Here is a 15,302-nt window from a genome sequence, read left to right as displayed (position 1 = left end):
GGTCAGCCGAGCGCCGCGCGCGCGGCCGCCAGCACCGCGCGGCCAAGCCCGTCGAGCAAGGCCGAGGCGGCCCGCGCGTGCTGCCAGTACAGCGGCACGTCCATTGGCGTGCCCGGCACCAGCTCCACCAGCCGGCCGGCTGCGAGCAGCGGCTGTACCAGCGGCAGCGGCTGCATGCCCCAGCCCATGCCGGCCAGCCCGGCCTCGACGAAGGCCTGCGGCGAAGGAAGCAGGTGGCAGGGCAGCGGCACCGCCTTGCGGCACTGCCGGCGCACCCAGCGGGCCTGCAGCTGGTCCTTACGGTCGAACAGCAGGCTGGGCGCCAGCGCCAGGCTGCGCGCCTGCACGCCCTCGGCGAAATGCCGGGCCATGAAGCCGGGGCTGGCCACGGCCAGGTAGCGCAGCGTGCCCAGGGCCTGGCTGTTGCAGCCGGCCGCGGGCTTGGCCAGCGCCGTCACGGCCGCCAGCACGGCCCCGCTGCGCAGCCGCTCGGCCGTGTGGTCCTGGTCGTCCACGGTCAGCTCCAGCAGCACCGGCGCCGAGGCCGCGTACTGCGCTGCGGCCGGCGCGAACCAGCTGGCCAGGCTGTCCGCGTTCACGGCCACCGGCAGGCGCGCGCGCTCGGCGGTCGGGGCGGCCACCGGCAGCACGTCCTGCAGGTCGTGCTCCAGCAGGCGCACCTGGGCCAGGTGGCGGCACAGGTGCTGGCCGACTTCGGTGGCGCGGCAGGGCTGACCGCGGATCACCAGCGCGCAGCCCACGCGTTCCTCGAGCAGGCGCACGCGCTGCGAGACGGCCGAGGGCGTCACATGCAGCGCCTGGGCAGCGCGTTCGAAGCTGCCTTCGCGGACCACGGCGGCCAGCGCGGCAAGGGCGGCATAGTCCAGCACGGGCTCTCCTGGCGATGAAGCAGAACTGAACCAAGTTTAGAAGTTTGCGCTGGCCCGCGCGGCAGGGCGCCGGCATGCTCTGACCCCATGTCCGCATTCCTCCAGGGCTTCTCGCTGAGCCTCGCCTTGATCGTCGCCATCGGCGCGCAGAACGCCTTCGTGTTGCGCCAGGGTCTGCGCCGTGCCCATGTACCGCAGGTGGTGCTGTTCTGCGCGCTGGCCGACGCGCTGCTGGTGGGCGCCGGCGTCTATGGCATGGCCGGCCTGCTGGGCGCGCAGCCGCTGCTGGCGCGCGTGCTTGCGGCGCTGGGCGCGGTGTTCCTGGCCGGCTACGGCCTGCGCGCGCTGTGGCGCAGCCGGCAGCCGGCCGCACTGCAGGCCGCTGCCACCGGCGCCGGCGGCAGGGCGGCCGTGCTGGCCCAGGCCGCGGCGTTCACACTGCTGAATCCCCACGTGTACCTGGACACGGTGCTGCTGGTGGGCTCGGTCGGCGCCCAGCACGCACCGCTGGCGCGTGCGGCTTTCGTGGCAGGTGCGGCGCTGGCCAGTGCCGGCTGGTTCGCGGCGCTGGGCTTCGGCGCGCGCTGGCTGGCCCCGGTGTTCGCGCGGCCGCGGGCCTGGCAGTGGCTGGACCGCGTGATCGGCGCCACCATGCTGGCGCTGGCGGCGGGGCTGGCGCTGGGTGCCGCTGGGCTCGCGTAAGCTCGCCGCATGCCCCGTCCCACTGCACAGAAGACCGCCAAGACCACCGCTGCGCCGGCCCGTCCGCACGAAGTCCGCATCATCGGCGGCCGATGGAAACGCACCAAGCTGCCCGTGGCCGACAAGCCCGGCCTGCGTCCTACGCCCGACCGCGTGCGCGAAACCCTGTTCAACTGGCTCGGCCAGGACCTCACGGGCTGGCGCTGCCTGGACATGTTCGCGGGCACCGGTGCGCTGGGCCTGGAGGCGGCCTCGCGCGGCGCCGCAGAAGTGCACCTGTTCGAGACCGATGCAGCCCTGGTGGCCCAGCTGCAGCAGCTCAAGGCCCGGCTCGGTGCGGGGGCGCTGCAGATCGCGCGCGGTGACGGCATCGCGCTGGCGGGCCGCCTGGCTGCCGGCAGCATCGATCTCGTGCTGCTGGACCCGCCTTTCGGCACCACGCAGTACCCGGCCGCCGTGGCGGTTGCGCTGCGCGTGCTTGCTCCGTCAGGGCGGCTGTACCTGGAAGCGCCCGAGCATTGGGCGGCCGACAGGCTAGCCGGCCAGGGCCTGGCGGAATTGCGCCACCTCAAGGCCGGCGCCGTCCATGCCCACCTGCTGGCCCGCGCATAATCGCGCCGCACGAGACAAGCCCAGAGGAGCAAGCCGCCCATGCGCCACCCTGTGATCGCCGTCTATCCCGGCACCTTCGACCCCATGACCCTGGGCCACGAAGACGTGGTGCGTCGCGCGGCCCAGCTGTTCGACACCGTGATCGTGGCGGTCGCGGCCGGCCACCACAAGAAGACGCTGTTCTCGCTCGACGAGCGCATCGAGATGGTGCGCGAATCGGTCAAGCCGTATCCGCAGGTGCAGGTCGAGAGCTTCTCCGGCCTGGTGCGCGACTTCGTCGTGGCCAAGGGCGGCAAGGCCATGGTGCGCGGCCTGCGCGCCGTGACCGATTTCGACTACGAATTCCAGCTGGCCGGCATGAACCGCGCGCTGATGCCCGATGTGGAAACCGTGTTCCTGACGCCGGGCGACAAGTACCAGTTCATCTCCAGCACCTTCGTGCGCGAGATCGCCACACTGGGCGGCGAGGTCGAAAAGTTCGTCTCGCCTTATGTTCTGCGCTGCCTGCTGGCCAAGGTCGGCCGCGCGGGCTGAAGCTTCACGCCAGCCGCGCCAGCCAGTCCAGCAGCAGCGCGTTGACCGCGCCGGGCTGCTCCATCGTCAGCATGTGGCCGCACAGCGGCAGCAGGTGCAGCTCGGCCTGCGGCACGAGGGCGGCAATCTCGCGCGCGCAGTCGGGCGGCGTCAGGCTGTCGGATTCGCCGCTGGCCACCAGCACCGGGCAGCGCAGTTGCGGCAGGTGCATGCGCGCATCGGGCCGGGCCATCACGGCGCGGTTCTGGCGCACGAGCTGCGCGGCACCCACGCGCAACACCATCTCCAGATAGCTCCTGGCCAGGGCCTTGAGCTCGGGATGGCGCCGGTCGAAGGCGAAGGGCACGTTGGCGCGCAGCACCTCGTCGGCACGGCCGCTTTCGAACAGGCCGATGGCCTGCTCGCGCAACTGGCGTATGTCCGGCGTCTCGGGCCGGGCCGAGGTTCCCAACAAGGCCAGGCCGCGCACGCGCGCCGGAGCCTGGCGCGCGGCCTCCATGGCCACCATGCCACCCATGGACGCGCCGCACAGCACCAGCGGACCGGCGTGTTCGGCCAGCAGGCGCTGCGCCATCTCCTCGATGCTGGCGCTGCGCTCCGCCACGTCCGTGACGCTGGCGCTCCAGCGCGCGGGCAAGGCCTGCAATTGCGCATACCAGAGCCCGCCATCGCAGGCCAGGCCGGGGATCAGGATCAACTTGTCCATTTATGCTCAGAATCGACGATGGAACTCGTGCACTGCCTGAGCTTATCCGCAGAGGGCTTTCGGATAATCCGTGGCATGACCCGTCTGATTCTCGTGCGCCATGGTGAAACCGAGTGGAATCGCCAACTGCGCTTTCAGGGCCAGGTGGACGTGCCGCTGAACGCCACGGGCCACGAGCAGGCGCTGAGGGTCGCCCGGCGCCTGGCGGACGGCGACCCCGTGCACCGCGTGGTCAGCAGCGACCTGGTGCGGGCACGCCAGACGGCCGACCCGCTGGCCGAGCTGCTGGCGCGGCGTGGCCTGCCGGATCCGGTTGCCATCGCCGGCCTGCGCGAGCAGAGCTTCGGCATCGTCGACGGCATGAGCGTGGACGAGATCAAGCGCCGCCATCCCGCCGCCTGGAACGCGTGGATCGACTACCGCGCCGACTACGCCTTCGAGGGCGGCGAGAGCACGCGCCATTTCCACGCCCGGGTCATGGCGGCGCTGCGTGCGCTGGTGCTGGCGCATCCGGGCGAGACCGTGGTGGCCGTCACGCACGGTGGCGTGCTCGACATGGTCTGGCGCAGCGCCCGCGCGCTGTCCTTGGACGGTCCGCGCGTGACGCACATCCCCAATGGCGGCGTCAACCGCGTCCAGGTGTATGTGGATGTGGACCCGCACCGGCTGGACATCCTGGACTGGGCCGACATCGCCCACCTGGACGGCATGCCACCGCAGCCGGTCTACGACCAGGCGCGACTGGCCCAGATCCGCCAGCGCGTCTGACGCCGGCGGCCAGCGGCCGGCCGACCATTTGCGAAAGCAATGATCTGAGCCGAAAGAGCAATTGGACTCGAATGCTCGGGATGGGGAAGATGCGTGCGCACTTCGCCCAACGATTCCGAAGGAGACAAGTCCATGCGCTTTTCGCGCCGTACCGCCCTCGCCGTGGCCCTGGCCGCCGGCCTGCCCGGCCTGTCGATGGCACAGGCCCCCACCACCCAGCCCCTGACCCTGGTCGTGCCCTTCGCGGCCGGCAGCGGCACCGATGCCGTGGCCCGCACTGTGGGCCAGAAGCTGGCCGAGAAGCTGGGCCAGACCGTGGTCATCGACAACAAGCCCGGCGCCAACGCCCAGGTGGCAGCCCAGTACGTGGCCAAGGCCAAGCCCGACGGGCTCACGCTGTTCATGACCACCAACACCTCGCACTCGGCCAATCCGGCCCTGTACAAGGAGCTGCGCTACGACCCGATCAAGGACTTCACGCCGATCGCGCGCGTGGGCGAACTGCCGTTCGCACTGGCCGTGCACCCGTCCGTGCCGGCGAAGACGCTGGCCGAGTTCATCGCCTATGCCAAGGCCCAACCGGGCAAGCTCTCGTACGCCACGCCCAACAGCACCTCGCTGGTGGCCATGGAGACCATCAAGCGCATCGCCGGCATCGACATCGCACAGATTCCCTACAAGAGCAGCCCGCAGGCCATGACCGACCTGGTCGGCGGCCAGGTGCAGGTCTACGTGGCCGACCTCGGTTCGGGCATGGCCATGCTCAAGACCGACAAGATCCGCACGCTGGCCATCACCACCGCACGCGAATCGCAGATATTGCCCGGCGTGCCGCCCGTGGGCGCCACCGTCAAGGGCTTCGACCTGACCTCCTGGAACGGCATCTTCGGCCCGGCCGGTCTGCCCAAGCCGGCCGTGGACCGCGTCAACGCCGCGCTGCAGCAGGTGCTGGCCGATCCGGACACGCAGGACAAGCTGCGCCAGCTGGGCTTCGAGGTCTGGCCCTCGAAGACGCCCGAGGAGTTCACGCAGTACGTGGCCGACCAGCTGGCGCATTGGGGCCAACTGATCCGCCAGGCCGGGGTGAAGCCGGAATGAGCGCCAGGACGAGCGGCCCGCTCGCGGGCGTCAAGGTGCTGGACCTCAGCGCGGTCATCATGGGGCCATTCGCGACCCAGATCCTGGCCTCGCTGGGCGCCGAGGTGACCAAGCTCGAAAGCCCCGAGGGCGACAACATGCGCCATGTGGGCCCCATGCGCAACCCCGGCATGGGCCCCATCTTCCTGCAGGCCAACCAGGGCAAGCGCAGCATCGTGCTCGACCTGAAGCAGCCGGCCGGGCGGGCCGCCGCGCTGCGCCTGGCCGGGCAAAGCGATGTGCTGGTCAGCAACATGCGGCCGCAGGCGCTGGCACGGCTGGGCCTGGACGCGGCCAGCCTGCGCGCCGCGCACCCGCGCCTGGTCCATGTGAGCTGCTGCGGCTTCGACCAGGACGGGCCCTACGCCGCACGGCCGGCCTACGACGATCTGATCCAGGGCGCCACCGGCATCCCCTGGCTCACGCAGGCCTACGCGGGCGGCGAGCCGGCCTATGCGCCCGTCACGCTGGCCGACCGCGTGACCGGCCTGCACGTGGTCTACGCCGTGACGGCCGCACTCTATGCGCGCGAGAAGACGGGCCAGGGCCAGGCCGTGGTCGTGCCCATGTTCGAGGCCATGACGCAGTTCGTGCTGGGCGACCACCTGGCCGGCCTGGCCTTCGACCCGCCGCAGGGCGATGCCGGTTACGCGCGGCTGCTCACGGCGCACCGCCGGCCCTACCGCACGCGCGACGGCCATCTGTGCGTGCTGATCTACAACGACAAGCACTGGCGCAGCTTCTTTGCCGCCATCGACGCGCCCGCGCTGGCCCAGGACCCGCGCTTCGCCACGCACGGCGCGCGTGCCGCGCACATCGACGCGGTGTACGCCGAGGTCGCGCGCCTCATGCGGGGGCGCAGCACGGCCGAGTGGCAGGCGCTGCTGGACGCAGCCGACGTGCCCAACATGCCGATGCTGGGGCCGGCCGAACTGCTGGCCGACCCGCACCATGCGGCCACCGGTTTCGTGCGCCGTTTCGACCACCCCAGCGAAGGCCGGCTGGTCGGCACCGGCGTGCCCACGCGCTGGAGCGGCACGCCGCCGGCCGACCAGCCCGGCCCCGCGCCGCGGCTGGGCCAGGACTCACACGCGGTGCTGCGCGAGGCCGGCTTCACCGAAACCGAGATCACCGCCTTGCTGCACAGCGGCGCCTGCCACCAAGCCCCCGAGGAGACCTGCCCATGAGATCGCCCCTGTTCGTGCGCAGCAGCGAAGTGCCCGCCTACAGCCCGGCCAACCACGACCACACCCACAACCAGCGCCTGATCGGCCCGGCCAACGGCGCGCGGCATCTGGAAGTGGTGCTGGGCACCATAGGCGCCGGCGGCGGCGCGCTGCCCCATGCGCACCCAGGCATGGAGCAGGTCTGCTACCTGCTCGAAGGCCAGGCGCGCGCCGAGGTCGGCGGCGAGGTGTTCGAGATGCAGCCCGGCGACTGCTGCCTGTTCCCGGCCGACACCATGCATGTCTTCACCGTGACGAGCGAACAGCCCGCGCGCCTGCTCGTCATCTACAGCCCCCCCTACGGCGAGAACCCGGCCCTGGTCCGCCGCCCCTGAGAGCCCCCATGGACTTCAACCTGAGCGAACAACAGCAGCAGATCGTCGATGCCGTGCAGCGCGTCTGCGCGCCCTTCGATGCCGACTACTGGCTGCGCCGCGACCGCGAGGGCGGCTTTCCCGACGACTTCCACCAGGCCATGGCGCAGGCCGGCTGGCTCGGCATCGCCATGCCCGAGGCCTATGGCGGGGCCGGCCTGGGCATCACCGAGGCCGCGCTCATGATGCACACCATCAGCGCCACGGGCGCCGGCCTGTCGGGCGCCTCGGCCGTGCACATGAACATCTTCGGCCTGCATCCGGCCGTGGTCTTCGGCAGCGACGCGCAGAGGCAGCGCTGGCTGCCGCCCTTGATCGCCGGGCGCGACAAGGCCTGCTTCGGCGTGACCGAGCCCAACACCGGCCTGAACACGCTGCGCCTGAAGACGCGCGCCGTGCGCCAGGGCGACCACTACCGGGTGTCGGGCCAGAAGGTCTGGATCTCCACGGCCCAGGTGGCCAACAAGATCCTGCTGCTGGCGCGCACCACGCCGGTGGAGGAGGCGCGCGGAACCGAGGGCCTCTCCCTGTTCTACACCGACCTGGACCGCAGCACGGTGGAGGTGCGCGAGATCGAGAAGATGGGCCGCAAGGCGGTGGACTCCAACCAGGTCTTCATCGACGGCCTGCGCATTCCGGTGGAGGACCGCATCGGCGAGGAAGGCAAGGGTTTCAGCTACATCCTGCACGGCCTGAACCCCGAGCGCATCCTGATCGCGGCCGAGGCCATCGGCCTGGGCCGCGCGGCACTCGCGCGTGGTGCCCAGTACGCGAAGGAGCGCGTGGTGTTCGACCGGCCGATCGGCCAGAACCAGGGCATCCAGCATCCCCTGGCGAAGTCGTGGATGGAACTCGAGGCGGCCCACCTCATGGTGCACAAGGCCGCGAGCCTCTACGACGCCCACCAGCCCTGCGGTGCCGAGGCCAATGCCGCCAAGTACCTGGGGGCCGAGGCCTGCTTCCACGCCTGCGAGAACGCCATCCTCACGCACGGCGGCATGGGCTACGCCAAGGAATACCACGTGGAGCGCTACATGCGCGAGGCCTGGATCCCGCGGCTAGCGCCGGTCAGCCCGCAGCTGATCCTGTGCTTCATCGCGGAGAAGGTGCTGGGCCTGCCGAAGTCGTACTGAGTTCGGCCAGCGCCTGCAGCAGCCGCTCGGGCTGTACCGGTTTGAACAGCACCGGCACGCCCGAGTCGTGCACGCGCTGCAGGCGCTCGGGCGCGGTCTCACCGGTGATGAGCAGCAGGCCCGGAGTATTGCCCGCATGTGCCTGCAGGCGTAGCGCGGCGTCCAGGCCGTCGGCGCCGTCGGCCAGGCGGTAGTCGCACAGCAGTGCGTCGAAGGGCTGGCCGGCGGCCGTGGCCCGCTCCAGCTGCTGCATGGCTTCGTGCTCGTCGCGCGCGCTTGCGGTGGCGATGCCCTCGCCGCGCAGGAAGGCGGCCAGCGCATCGGTGATGTCGGCCTCGTCGTCTAGCAGCAGCACATGGCGTGGGAGGGTGGCGGCGGCCAGCGCGCCCGCCGGTGCGGCGGCCGGCGTGGGCAGTTGGGCCGGTGCCTGGGCCAGCGGCAGCCGCACGCGGAAGCGGCTGCCGCGGCCGGGCCGCGAGTGCAGCGCGACCGGATGGTCCAGCAGGCGCGAGAGCCGGCGGACGATGGACAGGCCGATGCCCAGGCCCTGGGCGCGGTCGCGGCCCGGGTTGTGCACCTGGTAGAACTCCTGGAACACGCGCTCGTGGTGCTCGGGCGCGATGCCCACGCCGGTGTCCACCACGTCCAGCCAGACCTCGGCGCCGCGCGCACGCGCGAGCACCAGCACGCCGCCGGTGGGCGTGTACTTGATGGCGTTCTCCACCAGGTTGGCCAGCAGGCGCTGCAGCAGCTGCGGGTCGGTGCGCACCCACAGCGGCGTGGTGCGCACGCGCAGCTGCAGCGCGCGCGCCTCGGCGCGCGTGGCGGCCAGGGCCTGCACGGCCAGCAGCACGCTGCGCAGCGGCACGGCCTGCGGCTGCGCGGGCACCACGCCGGCGTCGAGCTGCGAGACGTCCAGCATGGTGTCCAGCGAGCCGCTCAGTGCGTTCACGGCGCGCATGAGGCGCTGCGCATGCGGCTGGCTCGCATGGCCTTGCAGCTCGCGCTCGAGCACCACGCCGAACAGCGCGATCGCGTGCAGCGGCTGGCGCAGGTCGTGGCTGGCGGCCGCGAAGAAGCGCGTCTTCTCTTCGCTGGCCTGCTGCGTGATCTGCACCTGGTGCGCCAGCGCGTCGGCCAGGGCCTCCTTCTCGAAGCGCGTGGTCAGTGCCGTGGTCAGCAGCCGGTGCTGGGCGTGCGCGAAGTGCAGCGTGGCGCCCACGTGCAGAACGGCGCAGGCCGCCAGGAACAGGTGGATGGTGTCGGCGCGCCAGGCCAGGGCCGTGATGAGTCCCACCGTCATCGGCACGACGAAGGCCAGCACCGAGGGCCAGCGCGGTGCCACCGAGGGCACGCCGCCGCTGCACAGGCCCAGCATGGTGAGCATCATCAGCGCCGTCAGCGGCAGGCTGTCGGCCGGCAGGAACAGCCAGGGCGCCAGGCCCCAGGTGATGCTGTAGTACAGCAGTTCGCGCCAATGGCGTCGGGCCCAGAAGGCGCTGCGCTCGGCCGCCTGCGGGTCGCGGAAGTAGGCGTGGATCAGCGGGTAGCGCAGCACCTGGATGAAGTGCAGGCCCAGCCAGACGAGGATGCCTGCGTTGCGCGTCTGCCAGTACAGCAGGGCGCAAAGGCCCCAGGCCAGCAGCACGTCGATGGCGGTGGACGCCGGCATCGTGGCGTACAGCGCGGCCACCTGTTCGCGCAGCACGCGCGCATCGGTGCTGGCGGAGGGCGGGGCTGGGGGCATGGGACCCCATGTTAGGGCCCGGCGCGCAGCGGTTCAGCGGAACAGGCTGCTGTGCAGACGGAAGACGTCGTCGCTGCCGGCCTGGTTCCAGAGCGCGACGGCATTGCCGCCTGCGTCCGTGCCCAGGCCGCACTGGTCCACGCCCATGCTGCCGCTGTCGTCGGTCTCCAGCAGCGTGGCGGTGCTCCAGGCGCTGCCGGCCGGGCTCCAGCGGCTCGCATAGAGGTCGCGGTGGCCGCCCGCCGCCTTGTGCGACCAGACCGCGATCGCGTCGCCGCCCGCGTCGCTGGCGAGGCACAGCCTGGCCATGGCGTCGGTGGCGGGCAGGGCGGCGTCGACCTGTTGCACCGTGCCGTTCCAGCCGGTCGTGGTCTGGTAGCTGCGCGACCAGAGCGTGTTCACATCGCCGATGCCTTCCTGCCAGAGCGCCATGGCCTGGCCCTGGCTGTTCAGTGCGAGGCGGTGCGCCAGCGGGCTGGCCGCGCCGATGTTCAGCGGCTGGACCGTCCCGCTCCAGCCGGTCGATGGCGTGTAGCTGCGCGCCAGCAGTTGTGGCGTGGCGCTGCCGCGGTGGATCCAGGCCACGATGGCCTGGCCGGCCGCGTTGCCGACCAGTTGCGGATCGCTGTGCTCGCCCGTGTTGCTGGCGTCGATGGTGTCGGCGGTGGACCAGCCGATGCCATTGAAGCGGTTGGCCACGATGCGCTCGCGCGTGCCGTCGTACTGCGTCCACACCGCGATGGCCATGCCGTTGCCGTCCATGGCCACGCGCGGCGTGGTGGCGCGCCCGATGCCGCCGTCCACCGGCATCGGCCCGCTGGACCAGCCGTCGCCGGCCACGAAGCGTCGGGCGCGGATGCGGCTGCTGCCCGAAACCTGTTCGGACCACACGGCCATGAAGTTGCCGACCGGGTCTGCCGCGAGCTCGGGCTCGCCTGCATGTTCGCTGCCCTCGTCGATCTGGCGTGTGGACCAGCCGCTGCCGTCGTGGTGGCTGGCCCAGATCGCAAGGCGGGCGGTGTCGTTCGCGTCGGCCTGTACCCACAGCGCCATGGCATGGCCCTGGCCGTCGACGGCCACGCGCGGCGCGCGCGGCACGCTGCTGCTGGCGTTGTCCACGCGCTGCGCGGCACCCCAGCCACCCGCGGGCGTGTAGCGGCTGGACCACAGGCCCGATGCCTGCAACCACAGGGCCGTGGCCGAGCCATCGGCGGCCACGGCCAGTTGCGGCTCGGTGGCCGAGCCGCTGGCTACGGGCGGCAGTGGCGCTGCCGGCTGCCAGGTCCTGGCGCCGCCGGGCGCTGTGCTGCAGCTGACCGTCACATTGCGCACGTCGGCGCTGGCGGTGCCACTGCCGTTGGTCACGGTGCAGCGCTGGCCGGCGGGTGCTGCGGCGACCGTCACGTCATAGGGTGTTCCCGCACCGATGGCGGTGGCGAAGCGGAAGCTTCCATCGGCCGCCACGGCCAGGTCGTCGCCACCGTTGTTGCGCAGCACCAGGCCCGCGCCCGTGAGGCCGCTGACGCTGCCGCCCACGGTGTGGAGCACGGTGGGCGTGGGCACGGCGATGTGCAGCACCAGGGATTCGCCGAACTCGCGCGTCTGGCCGTTGCTGCGCGTGCAGCTGACGTACACGCCGTAGGCATGGCGGCCCGCGTCGCGGTGGTCCAGCGCGATCGGCGCGAAGGTGGTGCTGCCGGCGGCGCCGCGCGTGCTCCAGGGGTGGCCGCCGATCTGCAAGCTGCTCTGCGCTGTGGCCAGCGTCTCCAGCACGGCCGAGGGGACGTCGAGCTTGCGGCGCACCAGCCGCAGCTGGGCCGTGACGCAGCTGGGGTACATCACATAGGTGGCGGTGACGCTCAAGGCGGCGGCAGCGTCCAGTCGGTAGCTGCCCGCGCTGTAGGGGCCGGGCGTCTGGAGTGGGATCAGCGCGCTGGCCGGCGTGGCCGCGACGGCGGTGGTGCCCCAGGGGACGAAACACCAGTCGGGGTTGCCATCAGCGCTGCCCGTGCAGCCCTGGCCCCAGTACACCGTGCCCCAGGAGAAGGTGTTGCGCTGCACGTTCAGGAAGCCGGCTTCGGCCACGGCGTCCTGCTCGCTCCAGTCCGCGCCGCTGGCGGCGAAGAGCGCGCGCGGCGCGGTCGCGCCCGCCGGCACCGGCATGCGCACCGTCACCGGCTGGTCGAACACGAGGCCGTGCGGTGTGAAGGCATAGACGGTCGGCGGGGTCGCCAGCGCCAGGTCGAACTGGGGGCCATCGTCGGCATGGCGCGTGACGGCGATCCGCGTGTCCTCGCGGAGTGCGCCGGGTGGCACGATGACCTGTACGCCGTCGCTGCCGGTCACGGTGCCGCCGGCCGGGCCGATCACGGCGCTCACGGTGTCCGGCGTGCGCGGGGGCGGCGTCGGCCCCTCGTCGCCGCCGCCACCGCCGCAGGCGGCCAGCAGTGCAGCACAGAGGCCGGTGGCCAGCCAGCGCCAGGGCCGAAGCAGCGATCGCGGGAAGCGCAGGCAGATGGGCATGGCGGACACCGATGGCACAAGGGACCGCCACCATAGGCCGCCGGGGCGGCCCGGCCCCAGTGTCCCGGGTCATGCTGCGCCGGCGAAGGACCATACTGCTGGCCCACCATGAAACTGCACCTGCTGCGCTACTTCGTCGTCCTCGCCGAGGAACTGCACTTCGGCCGTGCCGCCCAGCGCCTGGCCATCACCCAACCGCCGCTGAGCTCGGCCATCAAGGCGCTGGAGGAAGAGTTGGGCGTGCGCCTGCTCGAACGCAACAGCAAGCAGGTGGCGCTGACGCCGGCCGGCGCGGCCTATCTGGCCCAGGCGCGGCTGGTTCTGGAGCGTGTGGCCGCGGCGCGCGAGGCGGCCCAGGCCGTGGCCGCCGGCATGCGCGGTCGGCTGGAATTGGGCATGACCGGCTCCATGGTCTACCGCGAGGTGCCGCGCATCGTCGAGACTTTCGGGGCGCGCCGGCCCGACATCGAAGTCAACCTGCGCGAGATGTCCTCGGCCGAGCAACTCGAGGCGTTGCGCCACGGGCAGCTGCATGCGGGCTTTCTCAACGCCAAGGCGTTTCCTGCGGCGCTGGCCAGCCTGCCATTGGCCGACGACCGGCTGGTCTGCTGTCTGCCCGAGGCGCACCCGCTGGCGGGCGAGAAAAGCATCGACCTGAAGCGCCTGGCCGACGAGAACTTCGTGATGTTCGCGCGCGATGTGGCGCCGGCCAACTACGACAACGTGATCGCGGTGTTCAACCGCGCCGGCATCCACCCGCGCACGCGCCATGCGGCGCGCCAGTGGCTGACCGTGGTCGCCATGGTCGCGGCCGGCCTGGGCGTGGCGCTGGTGCCGGCATCGCTGGCGCAGGCCGGCATGCGCGGGGCACGGCTGGTGCCCGTGCGCGGCCTGGTGCCGCTGACGGTGGGCGCGCTGGCCTGGCGCAAAGAGGACGCCGGTCTGGCCGTGCTGGCCTCGTTCGTGGCCGTGGCGCGCGAGGTGCTGGCCGCAGCGCCTTGATGCCCGCGCCAGGGTGCGCGCGTATAGGTGAACCGCGGCGACGCGGCATACGCGATTGCGTATCGCGTGCGAACTGGAAGTCAGATGCCCGGCGTGGCGGCCATGGCTACGATCGTTCGCGCAGTACATGGCACGTTGGTTGCTGTGAGCACTGTGCGATGACCACTGAAACCTTCCCCATGCACCAAAACCATTACATCTTTCGTTTTGCGGCCGCCGCCGCGCTGACCTGCGCCGCCATCGGCGCCCAGGCCGCCGACTGGAGCGACACCTCCATGGGCGTGCGCTGGGGCACCAAGTTCGCCGAGCCCTACAACCCGCAGGACATCGAGAAGACCATCGTCAACTTCACGCATGCCAGCGGCTACAAGTACGGCAGCAACTTCCTCAACGTCGACTTCCTGATGTCCGATGGCAAGGACAGCAATGCGCAGGAGATCTACGTGGTCTACCGCCATACGCTGGACCTGGGCAAGGTCACGGGCAAGTCCTTTGCCTTCGGCCCGGTCAAGGGCCTGGGCCTGACGGCCGGTTTCGACGTCAACACCAAGAACGACGACAACTATGCGTCCAAGAAGCGCATGGTGGTGGCCGGCCCGACCTTCATGATCGACGTGCCCGCCGGCTTCCTGAACGTCGGCGTGTACGCGCTGTGGGAGAGCAACAAGCCGCGCGGCATCACCGAGCGCTACACCTACGACACTCATCCCATGCTGAACCTGGCCTGGGGCATCCCGGTGGGCAGCACCGGCCTGTCGTTCGAGGGCTTCCTGAACTACATCGGCGACAAGGGCAAGAACGAATTCGGCGGCCCGACCTCTCCCGAGACCAACCTGGACATGACGCTGTTCTACGACGTGTCGCCGCACATCGGCGCGGGCAAGAACGCGTTCCGTGTGGGCGTGGGATACCAGTACTGGCGCAACAAGTTCGGCAACCCGCACGCCGTGCCGGGCTCGCTGGCCAAGACGCCGATGCTGCGCGCCGACTTCCACTTTTGATCCGCGGCCGCGCGCCGCGGCCTACTCAGTCGCGCTTCAGCCGCCCTGGGTCTCCAGCGCATGGGCGGCGTGCTGGTCCTGCGCGAGCAGTTCCGCGAGCAGCGGCAGCACCTGCTCCAGCGCCGGCCTCAGCGTGTAGGGCGGGTTCACCACGAACACGCCGCTGGCCGGCAGGCCCGGGCGGCGTTCGCCCGCCACCGCCTGCTTGGCGCCCTTCACGGTCAGCGTGGCATGCAGCCAGGGTTTGCCCGCGCGCGTGGCCACGCTCTTGAGCTTGCGCGGCAGGATGTGGGCCTCGTTGCGGGCGATGAGCGGGTACCACACCATGCTGGTGCCCGTGGGAAAGCGCTGCAGCGCCATGGTCTGCAGCTCGACCACGCGGCCGTAGTCGCTCTTGAGTTCGTAGCTCGGGTCGCACAACAACAGGGCACGGCGCGAGGGCGGCGGCAGAAAGCGGCGCACGCCCTCGAATCCGTCCTCGCGGAACACCGCGACCTGGCGTCCGGCCTCGAGCTGGTCGATGTTGGCCTGCAGCGTCTTGGCGTCCGTGGGATGCATCTCGAACAGCTTGAGCCGGTCCTGCGGGCGGGCCAGCCGGTGCATCACGAAGGGTGAGCCGGGATAGATGCGGTGGCCGCCGCTTGGGTTGAAGCTGGCCAGGAGCGCGAGGTAGTCGGTCAGCGCGGCGGGCCAATCCTTGCGCTGGGCGGCGGGCACCTGCAGCAGCCGCAGCACGCCGTCGGCGGCCTCGCCGCTGGTGGCGGCGTAGTCGCCATCGAGCCGGTACAGGCCGGCGCCGGCGTGCGAATCCAGCAGGGCCAGCGCGGTCTCCTTCTCGGCAAGATGGCGCAGGATGGCGACCAGCACCAGGTGCTTGAGCACGTCGGCGTGGTTGCCCGCATGGAAGGCGTGGCGGTAACTGAACATCGGCCAATGGTAGCGGCGCC

At 71.3% G+C, this 15,302-nt stretch carries 15 protein-coding genes; 10 read left to right on the top strand and 5 right to left on the bottom strand.

Annotated elements, in window-relative coordinates; translation table 11 throughout:
• Nucleotides 1-2 precede the first annotated feature (2 nt).
• Nucleotides 3-890: a LysR family transcriptional regulator ArgP gene (locus IE209_RS06670; protein ID WP_189686177.1), complete on the bottom strand. Its 888-nt coding sequence runs from the start codon at nucleotides 888-890 to the stop codon at nucleotides 3-5.
• An 87-nt stretch (nucleotides 891-977) separates the two neighbouring features.
• Between IE209_RS06670 and IE209_RS06665 the strand changes: the two genes are divergently transcribed.
• From IE209_RS06665 to coaD, 3 genes are read left to right on the top strand one after another with little or no spacing between them, the layout of a single operon-like run.
• Nucleotides 978-1,592, top strand: coding sequence for a LysE/ArgO family amino acid transporter (locus tag IE209_RS06665; protein ID WP_189686176.1), 615 nt, complete (start codon nucleotides 978-980; stop codon nucleotides 1,590-1,592).
• A 9-nt stretch (nucleotides 1,593-1,601) separates the two neighbouring features.
• Complete coding sequence (rsmD, locus tag IE209_RS06660) at nucleotides 1,602-2,204, top strand: 16S rRNA (guanine(966)-N(2))-methyltransferase RsmD (RefSeq protein ID WP_189686175.1); 603 nt, start codon at nucleotides 1,602-1,604, stop codon at nucleotides 2,202-2,204.
• Nucleotides 2,205-2,243: 39 nt separating this feature from the next.
• Nucleotides 2,244-2,738: a pantetheine-phosphate adenylyltransferase gene (gene coaD / locus IE209_RS06655; protein WP_189686174.1), complete on the top strand. Its 495-nt coding sequence runs from the start codon at nucleotides 2,244-2,246 to the stop codon at nucleotides 2,736-2,738.
• Nucleotides 2,739-2,742: 4 nt separating this feature from the next.
• Here the strand turns inward: coaD and IE209_RS06650 are convergent, their stop codons facing one another.
• Entirely contained in the window at nucleotides 2,743-3,444 is a 702-nt protein-coding gene (locus IE209_RS06650; RefSeq protein WP_189686173.1) for an alpha/beta fold hydrolase, read from the bottom strand.
• Between the two features lie 75 nt (nucleotides 3,445-3,519).
• On the opposite strand from IE209_RS06650, the gene IE209_RS06645 reads away from it, so the two are divergent.
• The 5 genes from IE209_RS06645 (at nucleotide 3,520) to IE209_RS06625 (ending at nucleotide 8,082) form a co-directional block, all read left to right on the top strand.
• A complete protein-coding gene (locus IE209_RS06645) occupies nucleotides 3,520-4,212 on the top strand; it encodes a histidine phosphatase family protein (protein WP_189686172.1) in 693 nt (230 codons plus the stop codon).
• Between the two features lie 132 nt (nucleotides 4,213-4,344).
• Nucleotides 4,345-5,310 (top strand): Bug family tripartite tricarboxylate transporter substrate binding protein, encoded by a 966-nt coding sequence (locus IE209_RS06640; protein ID WP_189686171.1) that lies wholly within the window; start codon nucleotides 4,345-4,347, stop codon nucleotides 5,308-5,310.
• Entirely contained in the window at nucleotides 5,307-6,536 is a 1,230-nt protein-coding gene (locus tag IE209_RS06635) for a CaiB/BaiF CoA transferase family protein (protein WP_189686170.1), read from the top strand. The genes IE209_RS06640 and IE209_RS06635 overlap by 4 nt, the downstream gene beginning before the upstream one ends.
• Nucleotides 6,533-6,910 carry a cupin domain-containing protein gene (locus IE209_RS06630; protein ID WP_189686169.1) on the top strand — a complete coding sequence of 126 codons (378 nt, stop codon included), beginning with the start codon at nucleotides 6,533-6,535 and terminating at the stop codon, nucleotides 6,908-6,910. The genes IE209_RS06635 and IE209_RS06630 overlap by 4 nt, the downstream gene beginning before the upstream one ends.
• 8 nt (nucleotides 6,911-6,918) lie before the next feature.
• Complete coding sequence (locus IE209_RS06625) at nucleotides 6,919-8,082, top strand: acyl-CoA dehydrogenase family protein (protein ID WP_189686168.1); 1,164 nt, start codon at nucleotides 6,919-6,921, stop codon at nucleotides 8,080-8,082.
• Here the strand turns inward: IE209_RS06625 and IE209_RS06620 are convergent.
• A complete protein-coding gene (locus IE209_RS06620) occupies nucleotides 8,042-9,829 on the bottom strand; it encodes an ATP-binding response regulator (RefSeq protein WP_189686167.1) in 1,788 nt (595 codons plus the stop codon). The genes IE209_RS06625 and IE209_RS06620 overlap by 41 nt on opposite strands.
• Nucleotides 9,830-9,862: 33 nt before the next feature.
• Nucleotides 9,863-12,352 carry a hypothetical protein gene (locus IE209_RS06615; protein ID WP_189686166.1) on the bottom strand — a complete coding sequence of 830 codons (2,490 nt, stop codon included), beginning with the start codon at nucleotides 12,350-12,352 and terminating at the stop codon, nucleotides 9,863-9,865.
• Nucleotides 12,353-12,460: 108 nt separating this feature from the next.
• Here IE209_RS06615 and IE209_RS06610 point away from each other — a divergent pair, with 108 nt between their 5' ends.
• Nucleotides 12,461-13,354 carry a LysR family transcriptional regulator gene (locus IE209_RS06610; RefSeq protein WP_189686165.1) on the top strand — a complete coding sequence of 298 codons (894 nt, stop codon included), beginning with the start codon at nucleotides 12,461-12,463 and terminating at the stop codon, nucleotides 13,352-13,354.
• A 179-nt stretch (nucleotides 13,355-13,533) separates the two neighbouring features.
• Nucleotides 13,534-14,355, top strand: a complete 822-nt coding sequence (locus IE209_RS06605; RefSeq protein ID WP_189686164.1) for an outer envelope protein — start codon at nucleotides 13,534-13,536, stop codon at nucleotides 14,353-14,355.
• 36 nt (nucleotides 14,356-14,391) lie between these two features.
• On the opposite strand, the gene IE209_RS06600 is transcribed toward IE209_RS06605, so the two are convergent.
• Entirely contained in the window at nucleotides 14,392-15,282 is an 891-nt protein-coding gene (locus IE209_RS06600; protein ID WP_189686163.1) for a 23S rRNA (adenine(2030)-N(6))-methyltransferase RlmJ, read from the bottom strand.
• Nucleotides 15,283-15,302: the final 20 nt, after the last annotated feature.

Origin of the sequence: Pseudorhodoferax aquiterrae, assembly GCF_014652235.1 — a bacterium.
In the GTDB taxonomy this organism is placed as follows: domain Bacteria; phylum Pseudomonadota; class Gammaproteobacteria; order Burkholderiales; family Burkholderiaceae_C; genus Pseudorhodoferax; species Pseudorhodoferax aquiterrae.
Note: the sequence above shows the minus strand (reverse complement) of the source record. Positions and strands in the feature narration are given on the sequence as shown.

What these genes read in the sequence shown, in the direction of transcription:
- IE209_RS06630 (WP_189686169.1), top strand. Translation starts at nt 6,533, where the DNA reads ATGAGATCGCCCCTGTTCGTGCGCAGCAGCGAAGTGCCCGCCTACAGC.
- IE209_RS06635 (WP_189686170.1), top strand. Translation starts at nt 5,307, where the DNA reads ATGAGCGCCAGGACGAGCGGCCCGCTCGCGGGCGTCAAGGTGCTGGAC.
- IE209_RS06610 (WP_189686165.1), top strand. Translation starts at nt 12,461, where the DNA reads ATGAAACTGCACCTGCTGCGCTACTTCGTCGTCCTCGCCGAGGAACTG.
- IE209_RS06605 (WP_189686164.1), top strand. Translation starts at nt 13,534, where the DNA reads ATGCACCAAAACCATTACATCTTTCGTTTTGCGGCCGCCGCCGCGCTG.
- rsmD (WP_189686175.1), top strand. Translation starts at nt 1,602, where the DNA reads ATGCCCCGTCCCACTGCACAGAAGACCGCCAAGACCACCGCTGCGCCG.
- IE209_RS06640 (WP_189686171.1), top strand. Translation starts at nt 4,345, where the DNA reads ATGCGCTTTTCGCGCCGTACCGCCCTCGCCGTGGCCCTGGCCGCCGGC.
- IE209_RS06600 (WP_189686163.1), bottom strand. Translation starts at nt 15,282, where the DNA reads ATGTTCAGTTACCGCCACGCCTTCCATGCGGGCAACCACGCCGACGTG.
- IE209_RS06650 (WP_189686173.1), bottom strand. Translation starts at nt 3,444, where the DNA reads ATGGACAAGTTGATCCTGATCCCCGGCCTGGCCTGCGATGGCGGGCTC.
- IE209_RS06625 (WP_189686168.1), top strand. Translation starts at nt 6,919, where the DNA reads ATGGACTTCAACCTGAGCGAACAACAGCAGCAGATCGTCGATGCCGTG.
- IE209_RS06665 (WP_189686176.1), top strand. Translation starts at nt 978, where the DNA reads ATGTCCGCATTCCTCCAGGGCTTCTCGCTGAGCCTCGCCTTGATCGTC.
- coaD (WP_189686174.1), top strand. Translation starts at nt 2,244, where the DNA reads ATGCGCCACCCTGTGATCGCCGTCTATCCCGGCACCTTCGACCCCATG.
- IE209_RS06645 (WP_189686172.1), top strand. Translation starts at nt 3,520, where the DNA reads ATGACCCGTCTGATTCTCGTGCGCCATGGTGAAACCGAGTGGAATCGC.
- IE209_RS06620 (WP_189686167.1), bottom strand. Translation starts at nt 9,829, where the DNA reads ATGCCCCCAGCCCCGCCCTCCGCCAGCACCGATGCGCGCGTGCTGCGC.
- IE209_RS06615 (WP_189686166.1), bottom strand. Translation starts at nt 12,352, where the DNA reads ATGCCCATCTGCCTGCGCTTCCCGCGATCGCTGCTTCGGCCCTGGCGC.